Genomic DNA, 22,397 nt, shown 5'->3' with positions numbered 1-22,397 from the left:
AGGAGTCCACAATGCCAGAAACAGCAAATAAAGAGGCATATCAGCCAATGACCTTTGATGCCATCAAGATTGGATTGGCGTCCCCGGAGAAAATCCGGGACTGGTCCAGAGGCGAGGTTAAAAAACCGGAAACCATTAACTATAGAACCTTAAAACCGGAAAAAGACGGCCTGTTCTGCGAAAGGATCTTCGGACCGAGCAAGGACTGGGAATGTCACTGCGGCAAATACAAGAAGATCCGTTATAAAGGCGTTGTCTGCGACCGATGCGGCGTTGAAGTGACAAAAGCCAGTGTCCGCAGGGAGCGTATGGGCCATATTGAACTGGCAGCACCGGTCTCCCATATCTGGTACTTTAAGGGGATCCCCTCCAGAATGGGACTGATCCTGGACCTTTCCCCAAGGTCACTGGAAAAGGTCCTGTACTTTGCCAACTATATTGTCCTGGATGCAGGAACAACGGAACTGCAGTACAAACAAGTGCTGACAGAGAAAGAGTTCCAGGATGCCAGAGAAAAATACGGCGACGGCGCATTCCGGGTAGGAATGGGTGCGGAGTCCATTATGGAACTGCTGGAGGCCATTGACCTGGAAAGAGAATCCAAAGAGCTGAAAGCAGGCCTCAAGGATTCTACAGGCCAGAAACGCGCCCGTATTGTAAAACGTCTTGAGGTTGTGGAAGCCTTCCGTGAATCCGGGAACCGTCCGGAGTGGATGATCATGACAGTGGTACCTGTCATTCCGCCGGACCTTCGTCCTATGGTACAGCTAGATGGCGGACGTTTCGCCACATCTGACTTAAATGATTTATATAGAAGGATCATCAACAGAAATAACCGTCTGAAAAGGCTGCTTGAACTGGGCGCTCCTGACATCATTGTCCGCAATGAAAAGAGAATGCTCCAGGAGGCGGTAGATGCTCTGATCGACAACGGACGCCGTGGCCGTCCGGTCACAGGACCGGGTAACCGTGCACTGAAATCCCTTTCCGATATGCTGAAAGGTAAATCAGGACGTTTCCGTCAGAACCTTCTGGGCAAGCGAGTGGACTATTCAGGACGTTCCGTTATCGTGGTTGGACCTGAACTGAAGATTTTCCAGTGCGGTCTGCCAAAAGAGATGGCGATCGAGCTGTTTAAGCCTTTCGTTATGAAAGAGCTGGTAAGCAACGGCACTGCCCACAACATTAAGAATGCCAAGAAGATGGTGGAGAAGCTGGAACCGGAAGTATGGGATGTACTGGAAGATGTTATCAAAGAGCATCCGGTCATGTTAAACCGTGCTCCTACCCTGCATCGTCTGGGTATCCAGGCATTTGAACCGATTCTGGTTGAAGGTAAAGCAATCAAACTGCATCCCCTTGTTTGTACTGCGTTCAACGCTGATTTTGATGGTGACCAGATGGCTGTACACCTTCCCCTGTCCGTTGAGGCTCAGGCAGAGTGCCGTTTCCTGCTCCTGTCTCCAAACAACCTGCTGAAACCGTCTGACGGTGGTCCGGTGGCTGTTCCCTCACAGGATATGGTTCTCGGTATCTACTATCTGACACAGGAGAGGCCGGGAGTTAAGGGTGAAGGCAAACACTTTAAGAGTGTAAATGAAGCCATTCTGGCTTATGAGAACGGATATATCACACTGCAGACCAGGATCCATGTATTCTGCAGCAAGACCCTGCCGGACGGCACGGTAATGCAGGACACTGTGGATTCCACACTGGGACGTTTCCTGTTCAATGAGATCATTCCTCAGGATTTGGGATTTGTGGACCGTTCTGTACCGGGCTATGAACTGAAACTGGAAGTTGATTTCCTGGTAGGCAAGAAACAGTTAAAACAGATTCTGGAAAAAGTGATCAACACCCATGGGGCCACCAGAACCGCAGAGGTGCTGGATAAGATCAAGGCCACAGGTTACAAATACTCAACCAGAGCTGCCATGACCGTATCAATCTCCGATATGACTGTGCCGCCTCAGAAGCCTGAGATGATCCAAAAGGCACAGGATACGGTTGACCTTATCACCAAGAACTTCAAACGTGGTCTGATCACGGAGGAAGAGAGATATAAAGAAGTAGTTGAAACATGGAAGAAGACGGATGATGAGCTTACCAAGGCTCTGCTGACAGGACTTGATAAGTACAACAACATCTTCATGATGGCTGACTCCGGTGCCCGTGGTTCCGATAAGCAGATCAAACAGCTTGCTGGTATGCGTGGTCTGATGGCCGATACAACAGGTCACACCATCGAGCTGCCCATCAAGTCCAACTTCCGTGAGGGTCTGGACGTACTGGAATACTTCATGTCCGCCCATGGTGCCCGTAAAGGTCTGTCCGATACAGCTCTGCGTACCGCTGACTCCGGTTACCTGACAAGACGTCTGGTTGACGTTTCCCAGGACCTGATCGTCCGCGAAGTGGACTGCTGTGAAGACAGAGGCGAGATTCCGGGTATGTGGGTAAAAGCCTTCATGGACGGAAAAGAAGAGATCGAAAGCCTTCAGGAGCGTATTACAGGACGTTTCTCCTGTGAGACCATCAAGAACGCCAAAGGCGATGTAATTGTAAAAGCAAACCATATGATCACCCCGAGACGTGCTGCCCGCGTGGTAAACGAAGGTGTGAATGAAAAGGGCAAGCCGTTTGATTCCGTTAAGATCCGTACCATCCTCACATGTAAATGCCACATCGGTGTCTGCGCCAAGTGTTACGGCGCCAACATGGCTACAGGTGAGCCTGTTCAGGTAGGTGAATCCGTAGGTATCATTGCAGCCCAGTCTATCGGTGAACCAGGTACACAGCTTACCATGCGTACCTTCCATACCGGTGGTGTGGCCGGCGGTGATATCACACAGGGTCTTCCCCGTGTGGAGGAGCTTTTTGAGGCAAGAAAGCCAAAAGGTCTTGCTATTATCACGGAGATCAAAGGTGTTGCAACATTAAAGGATACAAAGAAAAAACGTGAGATCATTGTCACAGACAATGAGGATGGCAATTCCAAGACTTACCTGATCCCCTACGGTTCCCGTATTAAGGTTCAGGACGGTCAGTTTCTGGAGGCTGGTGATGAGCTGACAGAAGGCAGCGTGAATCCTCATGACATTCTGAAGATCAAGGGTGTCCGTGCTGTTCAGGATTATATGATCCAGGAAGTACAGCGTGTATACCGTCTGCAGGGTGTTGAGATCAATGATAAGCATATCGAGGTTATCGTTCGCCAGATGCTGAAGAAGATCCGCATTGAGGACAATGGAGATACAGAATTCCTGCCGGGTACCCTGGTTGACGTTCTGGACTACCAGGAAGAGAACGAAAAACTGGTTGAAGAGGGCAAAGAGCCGGCAGATGGAAAACAGGTTATGCTTGGTATCACTAAGGCATCCCTGGCAACCAATTCCTTCCTGTCCGCAGCTTCCTTCCAGGAGACTACAAAGGTTCTGACAGAAGCTGCTATTAAGGGCAAGATTGACCCGCTGATCGGTCTGAAAGAGAACGTTATCATCGGTAAGCTGATTCCTGCAGGAACAGGTATGAAGTGCTACTCCAATATCAAACTTGATACAGATCTGATTGAGGATGAAGAGGAGATTGACGATGACTTTGAACTTGCTGAGGCCCTGGATGAACTTCCGGCGGAGGATGAAGAAGAAGTTGTCCGGCTGACGGATGAGGTTGATGAGGTGGAACTTTCCGAGGAGGAAGAGGAAGCTGAACTGACAGAAGAATAAAGCAAAAAATACAAAAGACCGCTTTTCCGGAAAAATGACCGGAGGAGCGGTTTTGTATATTCAGGTTATGCAGTCTTTTAAAGGAGGACAAGTATGAACAAAAAAAGAAAGTCACCTTTATGGATGCTGGTTCCTATGGGAGTCATCATTGTAGTTTTATCTATTGTCTTGATCGTCATTACCTTAAAGTCAGGAAACCCAAAATCAGAAGCCGTGTCCGCATCCCAGATGCAGAACAAAGAATCCGAGGGGAAAGAGTCCGTGAAAGAAAACAAAAGCGATTCCAAGGACACCAAAGACGCTGCCCGGGCAGAGCCTGGGGAAACGGATACAGGACCGGCTGAGATTTATGTATCCTCTGACATTCCTCAAAAGGTTAAGGATAAAGTAAAGAGCATGAGCCTTGAGGAGAAGGCGGCACAGCTTTTCTTTGTCACGCCGGAGGACATCACACAGGTTGATGTGGCAACCGTTGCCGGAGAGGATACTAAGAAGGCATATGAGCAGTACCCTGTTGGCGGGATCGTATATTTTTCCCAGAATATCCAGGGGCCGGAACAGCTTAGGGGAATGCTGGGAAAAACCCAGGATTACGCGGAGGAGATTGCAGGTGTTCCGGTGTTTTTAGGTGTGGATGAGGAGGGCGGAGAAGTATCCCGGGTAGCGGGAAACACGAATTTCTCCGTCACCAGATATGAGAGTATGCGGGCCATTGGAGACAGCAAAGACACTTCACAGGCCTATGATGTAGGAAAAACCTTAGCATCCTATTTGAAAGAATTAGGATTTAATATAGATTTTGCACCGAATGCGGATGTAATTACAAATTCTGGGAATACTGTTATAGGAAACCGTTCCTTTGGGGAAGACCCCCAGTTGGTTGCTGATATGACGTCACAGGTGGTCAGGGGACTGCAGGACAACGGTGTCTCTGCCTGCCTGAAGCATTTTCCGGGACACGGAGGAACTGTGGAGGACAGTCATGAGGGACGTGCCTACACGGACAAGACCCTGGAGGAGATGGAGGAAAAAGAGCTGGTACCTTTTAAGGAAGGGATAAAGGCAGCCCCTGATTTTATTATGGCAGGGCACATCTCCATACCAAAATCCCTGGGGGATAATACGCCGGCATCTCTCTCAGAAAAAGTTCTGACAGGCCTTCTCCGGGACCAGTACGGATATGACGGCATCATTATCACGGATGCCCTCAATATGAAGGCGGTTTCCGGGGTATACAGTCCGGCCGAGGCTTCCGTGAAAGCCATCCTGGCAGGTGCGGACATGCTACTGATGCCGGACGATTTCAGAGCCGCCTACAATGGCGTGTTGGAAGCTGTGGAGGAAGGCGGTTTGAGTGAGGAGAGGATCGACGCCTCTGTGGAGCGCATTCTGCGGTTAAAAATGGAAAAATATCACTATTCATGATCCTGTATTAGTAGTTTATGAATAGCAATACGCTTCGCCATGCACAGTTCTGCCCTTTAGGGTACAAAATGTAATAAATTACATTTTGGCGCTGGCTGCCTCGTGATTTTGCCTTGCAAAACACCTGGGGAGATAGTGGCTGTGCAATGATATTGCAAGAAATACTTAAAAATTGTATTTTTTTGAAGAATTTCCTTGACAGCACGAATTTCCATGGATATAATGAGAGAGCGTGCATGGAGACGCAGTTTTTTTGCGCGTAAAATCATTTATTCATGACAATGAATAACTGGCAGCCACTCATTTCTTCTATAATAATATAGAAGAGAAATAATACAGGAGGTGAAATGGAATGCCAACATTCAATCAGTTAGTAAGAAAAGGACGTCAGACTTCTGTAAAGAAGTCCACAGCTCCGGCGCTTCAGAAGAGTTTTAACTCTTTACAGAAGAGGACAACAGATATGTCTTCTCCGCAGAAGAGGGGTGTGTGTACAGCAGTTAAGACTGCTACACCGAAAAAACCTAACTCTGCTCTCAGAAAGATCGCCAGAGTTCGTCTTTCCAACGGAATCGAGGTAACAAGCTACATTCCGGGTGAAGGACATAACCTTCAGGAACATAGTGTTGTTCTTATCCGTGGCGGCAGGGTAAAAGACTTACCAGGTACAAGATATCACATTATCCGTGGTACACTTGATACTGCAGGCGTTGCCAACAGACGTCAGGCCCGTTCTAAATACGGTGCTAAGAGACCGAAAAAATAATTAATTAGAATCATTTGAAGTCACAGATATAACTATTAAAACTGATTTTGTACCGGGATTCCATAGACCCAGGTTGTGGCTGCGGGTTTCTATATAGGATTTACCGAGTACGGACATACAAAATAGTTGTGTGAGTACCGATGATCTAATCGTTAGGGCAATGACCGTTGTCCGTAATTTTGATAATGATTAAGGAGGGAAGTAACGTGCCACGTAAAGGACATACTCAAAAAAGAGACGTTTTAGCAGATCCGTTATACGGAAACAAAGTGGTTACCAAACTTGTCAATAACATTATGTTAGATGGTAAGAAGGGTGTAGCTCAGAAGATCGTATACGGTGCGTTCGCTAAAATGGAGGAAAAGGCCGGTAAACCGGCAATCGAAGTTTTTGAAGAAGCAATGAACAACATTATGCCGGTTCTGGAAGTAAAAGCCAGACGTATCGGTGGTGCTACCTATCAGGTACCGATCGAAGTTAGACCGGAAAGACGTCAGGCATTAGCGCTTCGCTGGTTGACTCTGTACTCCCGTAAAAGAGGAGAGAAGACCATGGAAGACAGACTGGCTAATGAATTACTGGATGCTTCCAACAACACAGGCGCATCTGTTAAGAAGAAAGAAGACATGCATAAGATGGCTGAGGCAAATAAAGCATTTGCTCACTATCGATTCTAGAGGAGGAAAATCCATTGGCTGGAAGAGAATATCCGTTAGATAGAACCAGAAACATTGGTATTATGGCACATATTGATGCCGGTAAGACCACTCTTACAGAGCGTATCTTATACTATACTGGTGTTAACTATAAAATTGGCGATACTCACGAAGGAACTGCTACCATGGACTGGATGGAGCAGGAACAGGAGAGAGGTATCACAATTACTTCCGCCGCTACCACCTGTCACTGGACTTTACAGGAAAACTGTAAAAGCAAACCAGGTGCACTGGAACATCGTATTAATATTATTGATACCCCAGGTCACGTTGACTTTACTGTAGAGGTAGAGCGTTCCTTACGTGTACTTGACGGTGCTGTTGGTGTATTCTGTGCAAAAGGCGGCGTTGAGCCTCAGTCTGAAAATGTATGGCGTCAGGCAGATACCTACAATGTACCCCGTATGGCATTCATCAACAAGATGGATATCCTGGGTGCAGATTTCTATGGTGCCGTAGAACAGATCAAGACTCGTTTAGGTAAAAATGCAATTTGTCTTCAGCTCCCAATCGGCAAAGAGGATGAATTTAAAGGAATCATCGACTTGTTTGAAATGAAAGCCTACATCTACAATGATGAAAAAGGCGAGGACATTTCCATCACAGATATCCCTGAGGATATGGCTGATGACGCAGAACTGTATCACACAGAGTTAGTGGAGAAGATCTGTGAGTTAGATGATGACTTAATGATGGAGTATCTGGAAGGAGAAGAACCTTCCGTTGAAGCGCTGAAAGCAGCCCTGAGAAAAGGAACCTGCGAATGTGCAGCCATTCCTGTCTGCTGTGGTACTGCATACAGAAATAAAGGTGTTCAGAAATTATTGGATGCTATTCTTGAATTTATGCCTGCTCCTACAGATATCCCGGCTATCAAAGGCCAGGATATGGACGGAAATGAAGTTGAGAAGCATTCTTCCGACGACGAACCGTTTGCGGCTCTTGCATTCAAGATCATGACTGACCCGTTCGTTGGTAAGCTGGCATTCTTCAGAGTTTACTCCGGTACCATGAACTCCGGTTCTTATGTACTGAATGCAACAAAAGGCAAAAAAGAACGTGTTGGACGTATCCTGCAGATGCATGCCAACAAGAGACAGGAACTGGATAAAGTATATGCCGGTGATATCGCTGCAGCCATCGGATTTAAATTCACCACAACAGGTGATACAATCTGTGACGACCAGCATCCGGTGATCCTGGAATCCATGGAATTCCCGGAACCGGTTATCGAGCTGGCTATTGAGCCTAAAACAAAAGCCGGACAGGGCAAACTTGGTGAAGCTCTGGCAAAACTTGCCGAAGAAGATCCGACCTTCCGTGCTCATACAGATAAAGAAACAGGTCAGACCATCATCGCCGGTATGGGTGAGCTGCATCTGGAGATCATCGTAGACCGTCTGCTTCGTGAATTCAAGGTGGAGGCTAACGTTGGTGCACCTCAGGTTGCTTACAAAGAAACCTTTACCAAGAATGCTGATGTTGACAGTAAATACGCAAAACAGTCCGGTGGTCGTGGACAGTACGGTCACTGTAAAGTTAGATTCGAGCCTATGGACGCCAACGGCGAAGAACTGTTCAAGTTCGAGAGCACGGTTGTGGGCGGTGCGATTCCGAAGGAATACATCCAGCCTGTAGGTCAGGGTATCGAGGAAGCTATGAGAGCTGGTATTCTGGGAGGATTCCCGGTTGTCGGTATTTACGCAAACGTATACGACGGTTCTTACCATGAGGTCGATTCTTCCGAGATGGCATTCCACATTGCAGGTTCTCTTGCATTCAAGGAAGCTATGGCGAAGGCAGCTCCGGTTCTTTTGGAGCCTATCATGAGGGTAGAGGTTACTACTCCGGAAGACTACATGGGTGATGTTATCGGTGATATCAACTCCCGTCGTGGACGTATCGAGGGTATGGATGATATCGGCGGGGGCAAAATGATCCGCGGATTCGTTCCTCTGGCTGAGATGTTCGGTTACGCAACAGATCTGCGTTCCAGAACACAGGGCCGTGGTAACTACTCCATGTTCTTCGAGAAATATGAGCCGGTTCCAAAATCTGTACAGGAAAAAGTGCTTTCAGTAAAAACAGGAAAATAATAATTAAAAACTTGCAAATATCCTTGATTTGCAATATAATCAAGGATAGCAGGTTGAATATATTGATATTCCAACCGCCTCGTTATGAGGCAACAAAAAAATAATCAAATTGCCCAGACGGGGCGCATGTGAATAAGGAGGAAATTCAAAATGGCAAAAGCTAAATTTGAAAGAAGCAAACCGCATTGTAACATTGGTACCATCGGACACGTTGACCATGGTAAAACAACTCTGACAGCTGCTATCACAAAAACTCTTTCCGAGAGAGTAGAAGGTAACGCAGCAGTAGATTTCGCTAACATTGATAAAGCTCCGGAGGAGAGAGAACGTGGTATCACAATCTCTACTGCTCACGTTGAATATGAAACAGAAAACAGACATTACGCACACGTTGACTGCCCAGGCCATGCTGACTATGTAAAGAACATGATCACTGGTGCTGCTCAGATGGACGGCGCTATCCTGGTTGTTGCTGCAACTGATGGTGTTATGGCTCAGACAAAAGAGCATATCCTGCTGTCTCGTCAGGTAGGCGTTCCTTACATCGTTGTATTCATGAACAAATGTGACATGGTAGACGATGAAGAACTGCTTGAGCTGGTTGACATGGAGATCCGTGAGCTGTTAAGCGAGTATGACTTCCCGGGCGATGACACACCGATCATCCAGGGTTCTGCTCTGAAAGCTCTGGAAGATCCCACCAGCGAGTGGGGAGACAAGATCATGGAACTGATGGCTGCAGTTGACAGCTGGATCCCGGATCCTCAGCGTGACACAGACAAACCGTTCATCATGCCTGTAGAGGACGTATTCTCTATCACAGGTCGTGGTACAGTTGCTACCGGTAGAGTAGAGGCTGGTGTTCTTCATGTATCTGAAGAAGTTGAGATCGTTGGTCTGAAAGAAGAGACACGTAAAGTTGTTGTTACAGGTATCGAGATGTTCCGTAAACTGTTAGACGAGGCTCAGGCTGGTGATAACATCGGTGCACTGCTTCGTGGTGTTCAGAGAACTGAGATCGAAAGAGGACAGGTTCTCGCTAAACCAGGTTCCATCAAATGCCATACAAAATTCACAGCTCAGGTTTATGTACTGACAAAAGACGAGGGTGGCCGTCATACACCGTTCTTCAACAATTATCGTCCGCAGTTCTACTTCAGAACAACTGACGTAACAGGTGTCTGCAACTTACCGGAAGGCACAGAGATGTGCATGCCTGGTGATAATGTAGAGATGACAATCGAGCTGATCCACCCGATCGCTATGGACCAGGGTCTTACTTTCGCTATCCGTGAAGGTGGACGTACTGTTGGTTCAGGCCGTGTTGCTACAATCATCGAGTAATCAAATCTAACTATAGATTCGTACCGTATGGTACATTGTGTCCAAGCATAAGATGCCCGTAGAACTTAGGTTCTACGGGTTTTTCTGTTATATAAAAGAAGTTATTTTGCCTCACGGCCATGTGGCATATCTAAATCATCAAGGGGTTGAACCGTTACACCCTAACAGCAGAATGCAGCGGCAGTTTTGTGGGACGATATCCCGGCATAATTTTACTTCGGTAAACTACCAAAAATTTCCCCATTTCTTTAGTCCTTTTTTCTATTGACGATTGTCTGCATTTGGTATATAAAGGGTGAAAGAGGCATGATAATCGGAAGGGTAAAGAAGAGATGAGACGGATAAAAAGTGTGCAGGTGCGTCATCAATATACACTGCTTCAGTGTTTTTACTGGGTTTCAAGCTGCGCGATCATGGGGTTTGCCACAGTGTTTCTCCAGTACAGAGGGCTGTCCAATACCCTTGTGGGAATGTCCATAGGCGGAGCGGCATTTATCAGCATATGGATGCAGCCATTTCTGGCCGGAGTGGTGGAAAAAGTCCGTGGGCTGAGTTTAAAGAAAATGATCCTTTTGATCATTCTGGCAGTGACAGCAGGGTACTTGTTTCTCGGTTTGGTGCCGCTGCCTAAGATGGCTATTGTGGGAGTGTATCTGGTGCTGAATACCCTGTATAACTCCATAACCCCGCTGATCACAGCCATGGGCATGGAATATATGAACCAGGGCTATGAGGTGAACTTTTGCATTTCCAGGGGGCTTGGTTCTGTCAGTTATGCGGTCAGTGCCGTAGTCTTAGGGCAGCTTGTGGAACACTTTTTTCCGGGGATTCTCACCTTCGCCTTTGCGGGTATGGAAATACTCCTGTTTACAGTGGTGGTCTCCATGCAGGAGCCGGAGTCATCTGTGGTGAAGGAAGAACAGGAGCCATCCAGCAGCGTTATTGAAATACTCAAAGGAAACAGGCCGCTGCTGTTGTTTGTGGCGGGATTTGGGATCTGCTATATGACAAGTTCCATTCTGGGTACATATATGATCAACATTGTGCGGGAACTGGGCGGGACGGACGGGACCTTTGGGATAGCAGCATTTTTCTGCGCGGCAAGCGAGATGCCGGCTATGTTCCTGTGCAATTATCTGATCCGTAAGGTTTCCTGCAAGAAGCTGCTGAAGCTGAGCAGTGTTTTCTTTGTGCTGCGGCCTCTGGTCATTTTTCTGGCACCTAATCTGGCAGTGGCGTTTCTTGGATTCGCACTCCAGTCCCTCTCTTTTGGAATCTTCACACCGGTATCGGTATTTTTTATCAACCAGGAGCTGAAGGAGAAAGACAGAGTGGTGGGACAGACCATATTCGGTATGGTGACAGTGGGTGTGGGAAGCTGTGTGGGCAATCTGGCAGGCGGTTTTCTCATGGACAGGATCGGATTAAAAACTACGCTGGGGCTCTGTGTGATACTTGCGGCAGTGGGATTTTTGATCACACAGAGAGTAAGGGTGGAGGAAACCGGGCCGAGACGCAGGATTCTCCAGATAGAAAGCAGCAGAGCAGAAAAGAAGGAATAGGACAGGGAAAGGGGCGGCAATGAGAGATAAAATTTGGGAAAAGTGTGTGGAATTCCATGGCCATGCGTGCGGTGGACTGACCATTGGCTATAAGGCAGCACTTTATGCTGTTGAACTTTTAGATTTAAAGACAGGAGACGGATGCTGTGTCTCAGAAGATGAACAGCTTGTATGCATTTCAGAAAATGATGCCTGCGGCGTGGACGCCATTCAGGTGATATTGGGCTGCAGTGTGGGAAAGGGCAATCTGCTCTTCCACATGTGTGGAAAACAGGCTTTTTCGTTCTATAACAGAAGCACAGGCAAATCCGTGCGGCTGGTGCTGAAGCCCCGTCCTGAGGGGCTCAGCAAAGGGGAATCGTTCCGGTATTATCAGGCCTGCAGTCCGAAGGAGATGTTCGATGTAAAGGAGACAAGGATTCCTTTGCCTGAGAAAGCCAGGATCTTTAAATCCATTTCCTGCTCCCGCTGTGGGGAGACTGCATCGGAAAATATGATGCGCCTTCAGGGAGAAGAAATTCTATGCAGGGATTGTTTTCATGATTACAACAGATTTCAGGTTTGACAAAGTTGTAGTTAGCGGTTATAATGCAAGAGGAATAAACAAAGTGTAACTATTCAGCATGTCTGCGTGTTCTGCGCTGACTGTAAGAAGGTGTTCAGCAGCCAGGTGAAATTTTGCGGCCTAAGGCGATTCTGCATGGGGTTTGCCCGTAATGCTGAAGACGAGGAACAGTTACATAATAGTTAAGAAATGAGGTGTCTTTGTGCTGAGGGTTTCCGTAGTGGAGATTACAGAATAATCGAATAGTTTGTAGGGATAGTATATCGTTTTTTCAGATATCCTATCCTTGTATCAGTGTACCTTGATGGCTGATACATTCGCTTACGAACCCTTATCATACACTTCAAATATATTGGAATGAATGGAAGAATACAATTACTCCGCTGTTTTGGGCAGGGGGATTGTTTCTGTACCTCCGTTTGTTTTCTTCTCATGGAAGACCACAGAAGTCGTATACCCGTTCGGGGCGTATGTATCTGTGGTTATTTTTTTTGAGAGGAAAAATCATGAGTAATAAATCGTTAGAAACAATCGGATATTATAATATATTAGAAAAATTGAAACAATGTACTTCCACAGAAAAGGCGGGAGAGAGAATTTTGGGAATGCGGCCGATCCTGTCAGAGGCAGATTTGAGAAAGCAGCTTCGCGATACGACCCAGGCCAGAGCTATGTTGGAATTGTCAGGGACTCCCCCCATTCCAGCTATGGAACATGTGGAGGAGTACCTGCAGAAGGCAGTACAGGGTAATATGCTTATGCCGGAGCAGATTGAGGAGATGGGCATGTTCTTGATCGCTGTGCGGCGGCTGAAATCCTATTTGCAGAGAGGGGAGGAGGGGCGGATCAGCCTTGCTTTCTATAACCGGAATCTGATTTTTCCGGAGGAACTGCAGGAGGAAATAGAGCGCTGCATCAGAAACGGAAGAGTAGATGACTATGCTTCCGCTTATTTAAAAGACGTCAGGAAACAGATCCAGTTTCTGGAGGAGAAAGTAAGTGAAAGAGCAGAGCGGGCTTTGAGAACGAACAAACAGTATTTGAATGATTCCTTTGTAGTCACCAGAAACGGGAGATTTTGTATCCCCGTGAAAAAAGAATGCAGATCCATGGTCCCGGGCACTGTGGTGGAACAGTCATCCACGGGCTCCACGCTGTTCATGGAGCCTGAGGCTGTGGCCAACCTCAGGGAGGAATTGGAAATATACAAAATAGAGGAGGATGCTGAGGAGCGTAAAATACTATACACCCTCACCAATATGACGGCTGAGAGGGAGACAGAGCTGCTGGAGGATATCCGGGTCATTGAAAAGCTGGACTTTATGTTTGCCAAGGGGAAGCTGAGTCTGGAGATGGATGGGACTGAGCCAAAGATCAACCTGGAACAATACATGGAGCTGAAAGGCGCCAGACACCCAATGCTGGAAAGGGAGAGTTGTGTGCCTCTGGATTTTCAGATTGGCAGAGGGATCCGGGGAGTTATCATCACTGGTCCTAACACAGGAGGTAAAACCGTTGCCATCAAAACCGTGGCACTTATGAGTGCTATGGCGTGTTCTGGCCTGCATGTGCCCTGTAGTGAGGCAGATATTTGTATGCAGAACCAGATTCTATGCGATATCGGTGACGGGCAGAATATTTCAGATAATCTGTCAACGTTTTCCGCCCATATTAAGAACGTGCTGGATATTCTGAGGCGGGTAAGACCGGACAGCCTTGTGATCATGGATGAGCTGGGTTCCGGTACGGACCCCCAGGAGGGAATGGGGATTGCCATTTCCATATTGGAGGAGCTGCGAAAAAGCGGTGCCCTTTTCCTGGTCACTACCCACTATCCGGAAGTGAAGGAGTATGCGGACAGGTATGAGGATGTACAAAATGCCAGGATGGAGTTTGACCGGGACAGTCTGAAGCCTCTGTACCGGCTGAGAGTGGGAGAGGCGGGGGAGAGCTGTGCCCTGTACATTGCCAAACGACTGGGATTTCCGGATAAAATGCTGGTGTCGGCAGCCAGGGAAGCATATGGAGAAAAGAGTGAATCCCTGATCCGCAGCATGAAACTGCAGGGAGGAAGCAGGAAGCTGGAGAGAATACATGCACCTCGTATTGAAAAGGCGGCCGTCATCAAGGATACCATGGATACAGTGCGGAAATTCACAAGAGGGGACAGTGTGACCATACTGCCGGATGAAAAAATCGGTATTGTGGTCAAACCTGCAGATAAGAATGGAAATGTATTGGTACAGCTCAGAAATGAGAAGATCCTCCTCAGCCATAAACGGCTGAAACTAAAGGTGGCCGCTGCTGAACTTTACCCGGAAGATTATGATTTCTCCATCATTTTTGACACCGTGGAGGTCAGAAAGGCACGGCACCGTATGGGAAAACATCACATGGAGGGCCTGGAGATAGAAGTGGAGGAATAAAGGGAGATCTGATATATTCCAAGTAAAGTAAAAGCGCCGGGAGTTGGATACGGGGGATTGTCTATCCTGCTGTCCATGGCAGCGGGCCTGCCTCTTAATGGCAGTGTGCATTATAGTTCCCCCTGCTATTTATCAGATGACGCAGAAGGACAGTGTGATCGAAAGGCTGCGGGCGGATGCGGAGCAGTGGAACAGGCGGAGTTCAGCGCAAGGTGCGCTGTATGCGGGTCCGGATATACAGAAATTTGACGGCTGGGGGGCAATGCCCTGCAGCCGTATGTGATCCTACAGGGCATATCCAATCAGGATGACTACTGTGAAGGATGTTTCGTCATAAGAGATACTGATTGTTCCGTTATATTTTTCAACGGTTCTCTGCAGACTGGTGAGGCCAAGGCCGTGTTCTGACTTGTTTTTCTTATCTGAAATGTATTTTCCTTTTTCTATTGTGACTGCATTTATCTTTGCATTCTTAATCTCATAACTAAAAAATCCGTTTTCTGCAATTCTGGCTTTGAGGGAAAGCTTCCGCTTTTCCGGTTCCGGTATTTTGAGGGAGGCTTCAATGGCGTTGTCCAGAGTGTTGGCAAATATGGAGCACAGGCTAACCTGGTCAATGGTGGTGAATTCCGGCAGATCAATGCGGAAAAAGCAGTCAATGCTGCAGTCCTTTGCCTTGTTGTATTTGGAATTTAACACGGCGTTTAAGACACTGTTTTTGCAGAAGCACCGGTTTTGAGGGGCTATCTGGGATTCTAATTCCCGGAAGTATGCATGTGCGGCGTCCTTATCGCCCTGGTCAAATAAGTCCCTTATGATCATCAGATGATGATTCATATCGTGACGGAACCTGCGTATTTCTGCCTGGTTCCGCTCCAGCTCTTCATAATATACGCGCTGGAGTTTTAAGCTGCTCTGCTCCGTCTCATGCTGGATGGCGTTTACAAAGTATCCCGCGAGATAGAGGCTGCCAATATTGGTCACCATACAGGCCACTGCACAGGGCCATATTTTGTAAGTCTCCTCAGGGGTGTAATAGATACACACCGTAATACTGACAAGGGAGGCAAGGCAGATGATCCCCAGGAGAAGCCAAGTGTTTTGGCTGTACAGTCTGCTGGCCTGGCGGACTTTGCTGACAAATGTCCTGTAGATCATATACCAGAAGAGAATATGGATAAAGCCGTCTGCTAAACTGACACTCATATCCAGAACGAAGGTTTTTCCGCCTGCAAGCCAGATACTTAATGAAAGTTCTGATATGAGAAAATTCAGGGCAATGATCAGGGGATAGATAACTGCTGTCACGGAGAGTTTGGAAATCACGGAGCCTTTAAAACACAGGAGCATTAACAGCAGCAGCCAGATGAAAGCCAGAGTCACATTAAACATGTCGTTGGGGTCAATAACCATACTTGGAATGAAAACGCCGGATATAAATATGAGAGTATGAAAGAAACGTCCTTCTTTTTTGGGCAGGATGCAGCAGAGCATTGATACCCTTCATGCCCTTTTTTCGCAGCCGTTTGGCTGTCTCTATGCCATCCAGGATCCTCATTTCTATATCTAAAAAAAGGATATCTATGTCCAGGCAGGCGATTCCTGCAGTGAGTTCTTCACCGGATGCATATTCCCATATCTCATATTCTATGCCCTGAAGCTGTAGAACCTGTTCCAGTGTTTGACTGAGAAGTTTTATCATCTGCGGCTCATCATCACAGATCCCTATTTTAACCATGCTGCTCCACTCCTTTTACATCCTATGTTCTGTCTATCTGCATTTTACAGGAAGTCAGGGCGGTTGTCGATTCTTTCTGCGAACTTTACAAAATCAATGTCAAACTTTACAAACAGCAGAGCGAGGTTCTTTCTCTTTTGTATTATCATTTATAGTGTAAATACATGATGGGTCTTGCCGAAACTGGGAAGGCACTTAGAAGTTACAGATTATTTGTGAGTGAAGGGAGAATATTATGCTGCAGGTGGAACATTTATCAAAAAGTTACAGAACCGGGGACCAGGTATATCCGGTTCTCAGGGATATATCATTAGAAGTGGATAAGGGGGAATTCGTGGCTGTCATGGGGCCCTCCGGGAGCGGGAAGACAACACTTCTGAACTGTATCTCAAGGTTTATTCCCTTTGATGAGGGGGCAGTTCTTCTGGGAGGGGATGATATCTCCGCATTGAATGAAAATGACCTGGCAAAGGTGAGAAACAGGAAGATGAGTTTTGTCTTCCAGGATTTTATGCTGCTGGACGGTCTGACGGTGTTTGAGAATATCTGTCTTCCTCAGATCATTGATGAGCGGCCTATAGCCCAGATGGAATCCAAGGCGGAAAATATATGCCGGATATTCGGGATTGATAAGATTATGCAGAAGTATCCCGCTGAGATATCAGGAGGCGAAAAACAACGGACTGCAGTGGCAAGGGCACTTATGAACCATCCTCTGGTGATCCTGGCGGATGAGCCCACGGGAAACCTGGACAGCAAATCCTGCAGGGCGGTGATTGATGCGTTTCTGAAAGCCAGGGATACTATGCAGGCCACCATATTTATGGTGACACATGACAGCTATGCGGCCTCCTTCTGCGACCGGGTAGTAGTTCTGAAGGACGGGCAGGTAAATGGGATTCTGGAAAACAGGGGAAACAGGAGAGTATTTATGGATGAGCTTTTGGATACGATCCGTGTACTGGGAGGGGAATTAAATGACAATGAATAAAATTATGGGCAAACTGAGGCGTAAAAATAAAAACCAGTATACCCTTTTAGGCATATGCATCTTTCTTTCTGTGCTGCTGGTGACTTCCTTTACATTTATGTATTTTTCTCCCACTGTACAGGAACTGCTGCCACAAGGGGGAGACACAAGAAAGTTATCGTGGCTCATGATGGGGGTCACATTTTTGGGATGTACGGTTTTTACATTCTATGGGGCAAATTTGTTTTTTCGTCACAAGAGCAGGGAAATAGGTGTATTTTTGGCTCTGGGGGAGCAAAAAAGAAAACTTGGAAAGTGCCTTGCCCGGGAGGTGGGAATTGTGATCATAAGATACGCGGTCTGCGGGATCGTGCTGGCTGTTCCGGTTTCCTACCTTATATGGAACGGATTTGAGGCACTTATCATCACTTCGGCGGGGATGAAATACCGGGTGGGCCCGGTGGGACTGGGGGTCGGTATTGTATTTGCGCTTTTCCTGGTTCTCTGTATCTTTTTTTTGGGGATACGTTTTATCCGGCGGGTAAATATTATAGAAATATTGAATGCACAGAGGAAAACAGAGATGGTAAGAGAGGTCAAGCCCTGGACAGGAAAAGTTGGTATTTTTCTTATAATTGCAGGCCTGGTGCTGGCTATGGCAGTACCGGCAGTCTGCATGAGGGTATTTCTGTTTGTCATGCCTTCCTTTTGGAATGTGACCTACGGTATCAGCGCTGTTGGGCTTTATCTTTTTATGCTGAGTGCGGTGGGGCGCACAGGAAGGGGGAAAAATCCGGAGAAGTATTATAAAAATATTGTGTCTTCTAATCTGATGCGTTTTACAGCCAGGCAGACCACGAAAAATATGTGTGTGATCACGCTGCTGGTTTTCGTGCTCCTTTTATCGGCATTCTGGGGAGCCATGTATTACCGCTCTGCCTATGCCGGAGGAGAAGGGGCCCCGTACGATTACTCCATGCATTATCCTTCCGGGGAGAAGCAGGTCACAAAGGATGATATATTTGAACTTGCTCAGGAATATGAAGTGGATATAGAGGCTTATGAGGAGGCAGAGGCAGTTGTGCTGCTGACGGATTATAAAATGCGGGATTTGACGGACAGAGGAAAATATGTGGATTTAAATTCCAGAAAGCTGGTTTCGTTTGTTTCTGCCTCTGATTTTTCCAGGATCGCAGGAAGAAAGACAGTAGTGAGATCCGGGGAATATAAAACCATTGTTCCCAGCGGATACCATCCCTCCATATGGGTAAAGCCCCACTGTCTTCTGAGGGTGGAGGACAGAAAACTGTCATATAAGGGAACAGAGGAGTTTGACAATTTGACGGAAACCAGTGATCCTTTTACCTTTATCCTTTCCGATGAGGATTACCATAATTTCGCAGGAGCGTCTGACGGGCCGGACAGAGAGAAACTGGTTTTCTTTTGTGTGGGGGATGTATACAGCACATATGATTTTGCCAGGGAACTGAAACATGAATATATTGCTCATGCGGGGGAGCTGTCTGACCATGTGGCATTGTATGATGCATATGAGGAGGAGCGAGCCGTGGAGCAGGGGACCGGATATTTTTACAGTGGGAAGGCAGGGCTTTCAGAGGATAATCCGGACCTTATGGGAGACTGGAAATACGCACCTTTTTTTAAAGTCCTGGTCAAGGCGGATGCTATGCAGATGGTGGCTGTCTTTGTGCTTCTGAGCGTATATATAGCTGTTATTTCCCTTGCCGCTGTGGGGGTAATGACCTACGTGAGGAGTGTGACCATTGCAATGGACAACCGGCAGCTTTTTGGCGACCTGGGGAGACTGGGGGCGGACAGAAATTATATAGAAAGAGTCATACGCAGACAACTGCGCAGAATTTTCACGTACCCGACAGCAGCGGGGAGTGTTATTGTGCTGGTGTTTTCTATGCTGCTGATTTATTTCAATGACATGCATCTGGATGCGGGAGAACTGCGGTTATTTGTAATGGAACTGGGGCTGATCCTGGGTGTGGCAGTGTTTATGTATGTGATGTACAGGGTGTCATTGCGGCGGATGGAGAAGATGGTATTATGATTAGGATTAATCAGCCTACAATAAAATGTGCAGGACAATAATTGTGTTTTTAACCAGTCTATGGTAAGATTGTATTTATATTTTAAAATCTTTATAGTCGGGGAGGAAACACCATCAAACAGAATCTAACAATAGATTGTTTAATATATGAGGCAAAAGTTTTCTGTGATCGTTGATCGGTGTGACAGACCGTTCCCGCTTGAAAAAATTGAAGAAATGACAGACTTAATGGCTGGCGATGGAAAGTTAAAGTAAATATAAATATATCACACCTACTTTTGAACATCAAAAATACTGTTGTTGGGACAAGTGTCCCGTATAATTACGGAAAATCAAGATTTTAGATATTTAAAGAAGTGCTTTAAGGGGGCTTGCATTATGGAACACTCTAAGTACAATACCACAAAATCAAACGCAACCTAGTAGCATATTATTTACAACTGAATATGCTGATACTTTAGCCTGTACAAACTATATGTTTTGTGCGGGCTTTTCCAATTTCATCTGGGTATAATGTATGGAGTGAATTTTAAAAAGTAGTTTGTCAACAGTCTGAGCACTTTATATCAAAAGGTACAGCACGCCCGATCCACGCCAGAACCCTGCCTGCAAAGCTGGTCGTAGCACTAGGCCGTGGTTTTGCAGGCGTGCTCCTGACGCAGATATCAGGCATTGACAACGCGGTTGGAATAGGCGGCTAAAAATGAATTGTCCGATGCGGTGAGTGCGGACTTAAAGAAAAGGGGATTTAAATACGGGACCTTGTTTACCGGAAGACAGGAGGCTGCCCTGAACAGAACAACATGGCCTGCATGAGGGGGTTCTTTAGAAGCAGCCAAACGGGCCGCGGTAAAACGGGAACCAGCATTTCGGTGTGTGACGCACCCTTTAGGAATTGCCGGTTCCCGTTTTTGTGAGTTTTATCTGAAAACATGCGCCGCCGCCGGGAGTATCCAGCAGTATTAGACGGCATTTTAACTGATGGGCCAGTTCACTGGCAATGGACAGCCCCAGTCCGAAGTGTTCTTTCTTGCTGCGGGAGGGGTCTGTTTTGTAAAAACGGCGGAATACAGCCTCTTTTTGGTCATCCGGGATGCCTGGTCCATGATCTGTGACGGATAAGGTGATATGGTGTCCTGACTGGCAGGCTGCAAGCTCGATCACAGGTTTCTCCCCTGACAGGGGCTTTCCGTAAGCCATGGCATTTTCCAGCAGGATGGCTAATAACTGGTATAAATATGCCGAATCAGAGAGAACAGGGGGCAGAATGTCATCCGGCATATGAAGCTGCAGGGAAATGCCCTTTTGCCGGCATACAGTCTCGAAGGATTCAAAGAGCCTGAGCAGCAGGGCATCCGCCTCCACTTCCTCCAGTTTTTTAGTGAGGGTTCCCGATTCTGAGGAGGCCAGAAGCAGCAGGTCACGGATGAGTTTTCCCGCCCGGCTGCATTCCCAACGTATAATGCCTGACATGGAGGCTGCCTGCTCCGGATTCTCCTCTATGACAGAGGCGCTGGTCTGGATGACAGACAGGGGAGAACGGAGTTCATGGGAGGCGGCGGATATAAAATCAGTCTGTCTCTGCTGGTATTCTGCAATAGGCTTCATAGCACGTCCGAGAATCAGCCGGGCAGTCAGATAAAGGGCCGCGAATCCAGCCAGATCCAGCAGTAAAAAGAAGACTCCAAGGGAAAGACTCTTTTTCCCCAGTTCCGTGATATCCTGCAGCAGCACCAGGGATTTGTAAACGCTGCCGCTGGGCATCTGTATGACAACTGCCTGGTAGGTGTCCCCCTCTTCCCCCTGGATATGCATTACGGAAGTCTTCTGCATGGAGTTGGAGAGCGGAGGACGGCTGATATCCACGTTTTCGTCCAGTGCCTGTTTCCTCGCCTTTTCGATCAGTGTATGGCGGCTGGTGGCCGGTTCCCAGGAACCGGGAAAAAACAGGGGGATCTTATTTTCTTCTATATGAATGATCAGCTTATTGTCTGCTTCCATCACAGCGAGCCAGTTGTCAGAGAAATTGATATCTGCCTCCAGTTTATTGGAGAGTTCCAGCAGATAGTTCTGAAACAGGTTTTCCTGCTGTGCCTGGTACAGATGGTTCTGGTATACCCAGACGATCAGGAAAATGACAGTCAGGATCAGGCTGGTGGTTCCTGCAAAGAGCAGGGTCAGACGTCTGCGGAAGGTAGTCAGCATGGCGGACACTCCAATCGGTAGCCGATGCCGTGTGCGGTTGCGACCTGGACACGGCTTTTCAGTTTTTTCAGTATTTTGCGGAGATAATAAATATAAGTATCCAGATTGCCGTCCTCCACTTCCCCGTCAGGTCCCCATACCCTGGAATACAGCATTTGCCTGGAAATGGTCTGCTCCGGGTTCTGCATAAAATATTCCATCAGCATGGATTCCCTGCGGGAGAGCTGCTGGGTATGGGGCCCGCAGGTCAGTTTCAATGTTGTGGTATTGAATACCAAATCCCCGTATTCCATATTCCGGTGGTCTTCAATCGGCTGGGGGCGTCTGACCAGTGCACGGATACGGGCCATCAGTTCTTCAATATCATATGGCTTTACAATATAATCATCGGCTCCGCAGTCCAGCCCTGCAATCCTCTCCGGCACCGCATCTATGGCTGTTGCCAGGATGACAGGGGTTGTGATCTCATTGCTCCTTATGAGTTTTAAAAGAGACAGCCCATCCATTCCCGGCAGCATACGGTCTAAAATGATCAAGTTATAGACAGGCTGCAGGGCATAATAGAGCGCGTCTGTTCCGGTCAGGCAGATATCTGTCTGGTATCCCGCTTTTTCTAAAGAAATTTTCAGCACATGGCAAAGTTCCTGGTCATCCTCTATCAATAAAATCCGCATTAAATATAATTCCTTTCTATATTGCAGCAATCATTTTCCATTATCACAGACATTTTTATCTTACTGCAATTAGTATGTTACTATTCACAGATCCGCAAAAAGCGC

General features: G+C 47.1%; 16 protein-coding genes. 12 read left to right on the top strand and 4 right to left on the bottom strand.

From position 1 onward, the window contains the following. Nucleotides 1-11: 11 nt before the first annotated feature. The 10 genes from rpoC (at nucleotide 12) to A4V09_RS18050 (ending at nucleotide 14,908) form a co-directional block, all read left to right on the top strand. Nucleotides 12-3,725, top strand: coding sequence for a DNA-directed RNA polymerase subunit beta' (gene rpoC / locus A4V09_RS18095; RefSeq protein ID WP_065543570.1), 3,714 nt, complete (start codon nucleotides 12-14; stop codon nucleotides 3,723-3,725). A gap of 93 nt (nucleotides 3,726-3,818) precedes the next feature. Next, on the top strand, nucleotides 3,819-5,150 hold the full coding sequence (locus A4V09_RS18090; RefSeq protein ID WP_065543569.1) for a glycoside hydrolase family 3 protein: 1,332 nt from the start codon (nucleotides 3,819-3,821) through the stop codon (nucleotides 5,148-5,150). A 352-nt stretch (nucleotides 5,151-5,502) separates the two neighbouring features. Beyond that, the gene (gene rpsL / locus A4V09_RS18085; RefSeq protein WP_065543568.1) at nucleotides 5,503-5,916 is read left to right on the top strand and encodes a 30S ribosomal protein S12; all 414 of its coding nucleotides are present in this window, start codon (nucleotides 5,503-5,505) and stop codon (nucleotides 5,914-5,916) included. 206 nt (nucleotides 5,917-6,122) lie between these two features. Continuing rightward, nucleotides 6,123-6,593 carry a 30S ribosomal protein S7 gene (gene rpsG / locus A4V09_RS18080; RefSeq protein ID WP_207652261.1) on the top strand — a complete coding sequence of 157 codons (471 nt, stop codon included), beginning with the start codon at nucleotides 6,123-6,125 and terminating at the stop codon, nucleotides 6,591-6,593. Between the two features lie 14 nt (nucleotides 6,594-6,607). Further along, nucleotides 6,608-8,728, top strand: a complete 2,121-nt coding sequence (gene fusA / locus A4V09_RS18075; protein ID WP_065543567.1) for an elongation factor G — start codon at nucleotides 6,608-6,610, stop codon at nucleotides 8,726-8,728. Between the two features lie 150 nt (nucleotides 8,729-8,878). Continuing rightward, nucleotides 8,879-10,072 (top strand): elongation factor Tu, encoded by a 1,194-nt coding sequence (gene tuf / locus A4V09_RS18070; protein ID WP_065543566.1) that lies wholly within the window; start codon nucleotides 8,879-8,881, stop codon nucleotides 10,070-10,072. A gap of 332 nt (nucleotides 10,073-10,404) precedes the next feature. Beyond that, nucleotides 10,405-11,634, top strand: coding sequence for an MFS transporter (locus A4V09_RS18065; RefSeq protein WP_065543565.1), 1,230 nt, complete (start codon nucleotides 10,405-10,407; stop codon nucleotides 11,632-11,634). A 19-nt stretch (nucleotides 11,635-11,653) separates the two neighbouring features. Further along, a complete protein-coding gene (locus tag A4V09_RS18060) occupies nucleotides 11,654-12,199 on the top strand; it encodes an FmdE family protein (protein WP_065543564.1) in 546 nt (181 codons plus the stop codon). A 506-nt stretch (nucleotides 12,200-12,705) separates the two neighbouring features. Continuing rightward, on the top strand, nucleotides 12,706-14,625 hold the full coding sequence (locus A4V09_RS18055; RefSeq protein WP_065544857.1) for an endonuclease MutS2: 1,920 nt from the start codon (nucleotides 12,706-12,708) through the stop codon (nucleotides 14,623-14,625). A 97-nt stretch (nucleotides 14,626-14,722) separates the two neighbouring features. After that, nucleotides 14,723-14,908 (top strand): hypothetical protein, encoded by a 186-nt coding sequence (locus A4V09_RS18050; RefSeq protein ID WP_065543563.1) that lies wholly within the window; start codon nucleotides 14,723-14,725, stop codon nucleotides 14,906-14,908. 2 nt (nucleotides 14,909-14,910) lie between these two features. Here the strand turns inward: A4V09_RS18050 and A4V09_RS18045 are convergent, their stop codons facing one another. Both A4V09_RS18045 and A4V09_RS18040 read right to left on the bottom strand, forming a co-directional pair. Beyond that, complete coding sequence (locus A4V09_RS18045) at nucleotides 14,911-16,038, bottom strand: ATP-binding protein (RefSeq protein ID WP_242963862.1); 1,128 nt, start codon at nucleotides 16,036-16,038, stop codon at nucleotides 14,911-14,913. Next, the gene (locus A4V09_RS18040; protein ID WP_065543562.1) at nucleotides 16,028-16,363 is read right to left on the bottom strand and encodes a LytR/AlgR family response regulator transcription factor; all 336 of its coding nucleotides are present in this window, start codon (nucleotides 16,361-16,363) and stop codon (nucleotides 16,028-16,030) included. The genes A4V09_RS18045 and A4V09_RS18040 overlap by 11 nt, the downstream gene beginning before the upstream one ends. Nucleotides 16,364-16,598: 235 nt before the next feature. Here A4V09_RS18040 and A4V09_RS18035 point away from each other — a divergent pair, with 235 nt between their 5' ends. After that, nucleotides 16,599-17,354: an ABC transporter ATP-binding protein gene (locus A4V09_RS18035; RefSeq protein WP_065543561.1), complete on the top strand. Its 756-nt coding sequence runs from the start codon at nucleotides 16,599-16,601 to the stop codon at nucleotides 17,352-17,354. Beyond that, complete coding sequence (locus A4V09_RS18030) at nucleotides 17,341-19,413, top strand: ABC transporter permease (protein WP_065543560.1); 2,073 nt, start codon at nucleotides 17,341-17,343, stop codon at nucleotides 19,411-19,413. The genes A4V09_RS18035 and A4V09_RS18030 overlap by 14 nt, the downstream gene beginning before the upstream one ends. 888 nt (nucleotides 19,414-20,301) lie before the next feature. On the opposite strand, the gene A4V09_RS18025 is transcribed toward A4V09_RS18030, so the two are convergent. Then, nucleotides 20,302-21,618 (bottom strand): sensor histidine kinase, encoded by a 1,317-nt coding sequence (locus A4V09_RS18025; protein WP_065543559.1) that lies wholly within the window; start codon nucleotides 21,616-21,618, stop codon nucleotides 20,302-20,304. Beyond that, entirely contained in the window at nucleotides 21,612-22,292 is a 681-nt protein-coding gene (locus A4V09_RS18020) for a response regulator transcription factor (protein WP_065543558.1), read from the bottom strand. The genes A4V09_RS18025 and A4V09_RS18020 overlap by 7 nt, the downstream gene beginning before the upstream one ends. Nucleotides 22,293-22,397: the final 105 nt, after the last annotated feature.

The organism is Blautia pseudococcoides (genome assembly GCF_001689125.2).
GTDB classification, from domain to species: domain Bacteria; phylum Bacillota; class Clostridia; order Lachnospirales; family Lachnospiraceae; genus Blautia; species Blautia pseudococcoides.
Note: the sequence above shows the minus strand (reverse complement) of the source record. Positions and strands in the feature narration are given on the sequence as shown.

Coding starts and splice junctions, on each gene's coding strand:
- A4V09_RS18055 (WP_065544857.1), top strand. CDS start 12,706: ATGAGTAATAAATCGTTAGAAACAATCGGATATTATAATATATTAGAA.
- rpoC (WP_065543570.1), top strand. CDS start 12: ATGCCAGAAACAGCAAATAAAGAGGCATATCAGCCAATGACCTTTGAT.
- rpsL (WP_065543568.1), top strand. CDS start 5,503: ATGCCAACATTCAATCAGTTAGTAAGAAAAGGACGTCAGACTTCTGTA.
- A4V09_RS18025 (WP_065543559.1), bottom strand. CDS start 21,618: ATGCTGACTACCTTCCGCAGACGTCTGACCCTGCTCTTTGCAGGAACC.
- tuf (WP_065543566.1), top strand. CDS start 8,879: ATGGCAAAAGCTAAATTTGAAAGAAGCAAACCGCATTGTAACATTGGT.
- A4V09_RS18060 (WP_065543564.1), top strand. CDS start 11,654: ATGAGAGATAAAATTTGGGAAAAGTGTGTGGAATTCCATGGCCATGCG.
- A4V09_RS18065 (WP_065543565.1), top strand. CDS start 10,405: ATGAGACGGATAAAAAGTGTGCAGGTGCGTCATCAATATACACTGCTT.
- A4V09_RS18090 (WP_065543569.1), top strand. CDS start 3,819: ATGAACAAAAAAAGAAAGTCACCTTTATGGATGCTGGTTCCTATGGGA.
- A4V09_RS18040 (WP_065543562.1), bottom strand. CDS start 16,363: ATGGTTAAAATAGGGATCTGTGATGATGAGCCGCAGATGATAAAACTT.
- A4V09_RS18050 (WP_065543563.1), top strand. CDS start 14,723: ATGGCAGTGTGCATTATAGTTCCCCCTGCTATTTATCAGATGACGCAG.
- A4V09_RS18035 (WP_065543561.1), top strand. CDS start 16,599: ATGCTGCAGGTGGAACATTTATCAAAAAGTTACAGAACCGGGGACCAG.
- A4V09_RS18020 (WP_065543558.1), bottom strand. CDS start 22,292: ATGCGGATTTTATTGATAGAGGATGACCAGGAACTTTGCCATGTGCTG.
- A4V09_RS18030 (WP_065543560.1), top strand. CDS start 17,341: ATGACAATGAATAAAATTATGGGCAAACTGAGGCGTAAAAATAAAAAC.
- A4V09_RS18045 (WP_242963862.1), bottom strand. CDS start 16,038: ATGGTTATTGACCCCAACGACATGTTTAATGTGACTCTGGCTTTCATC.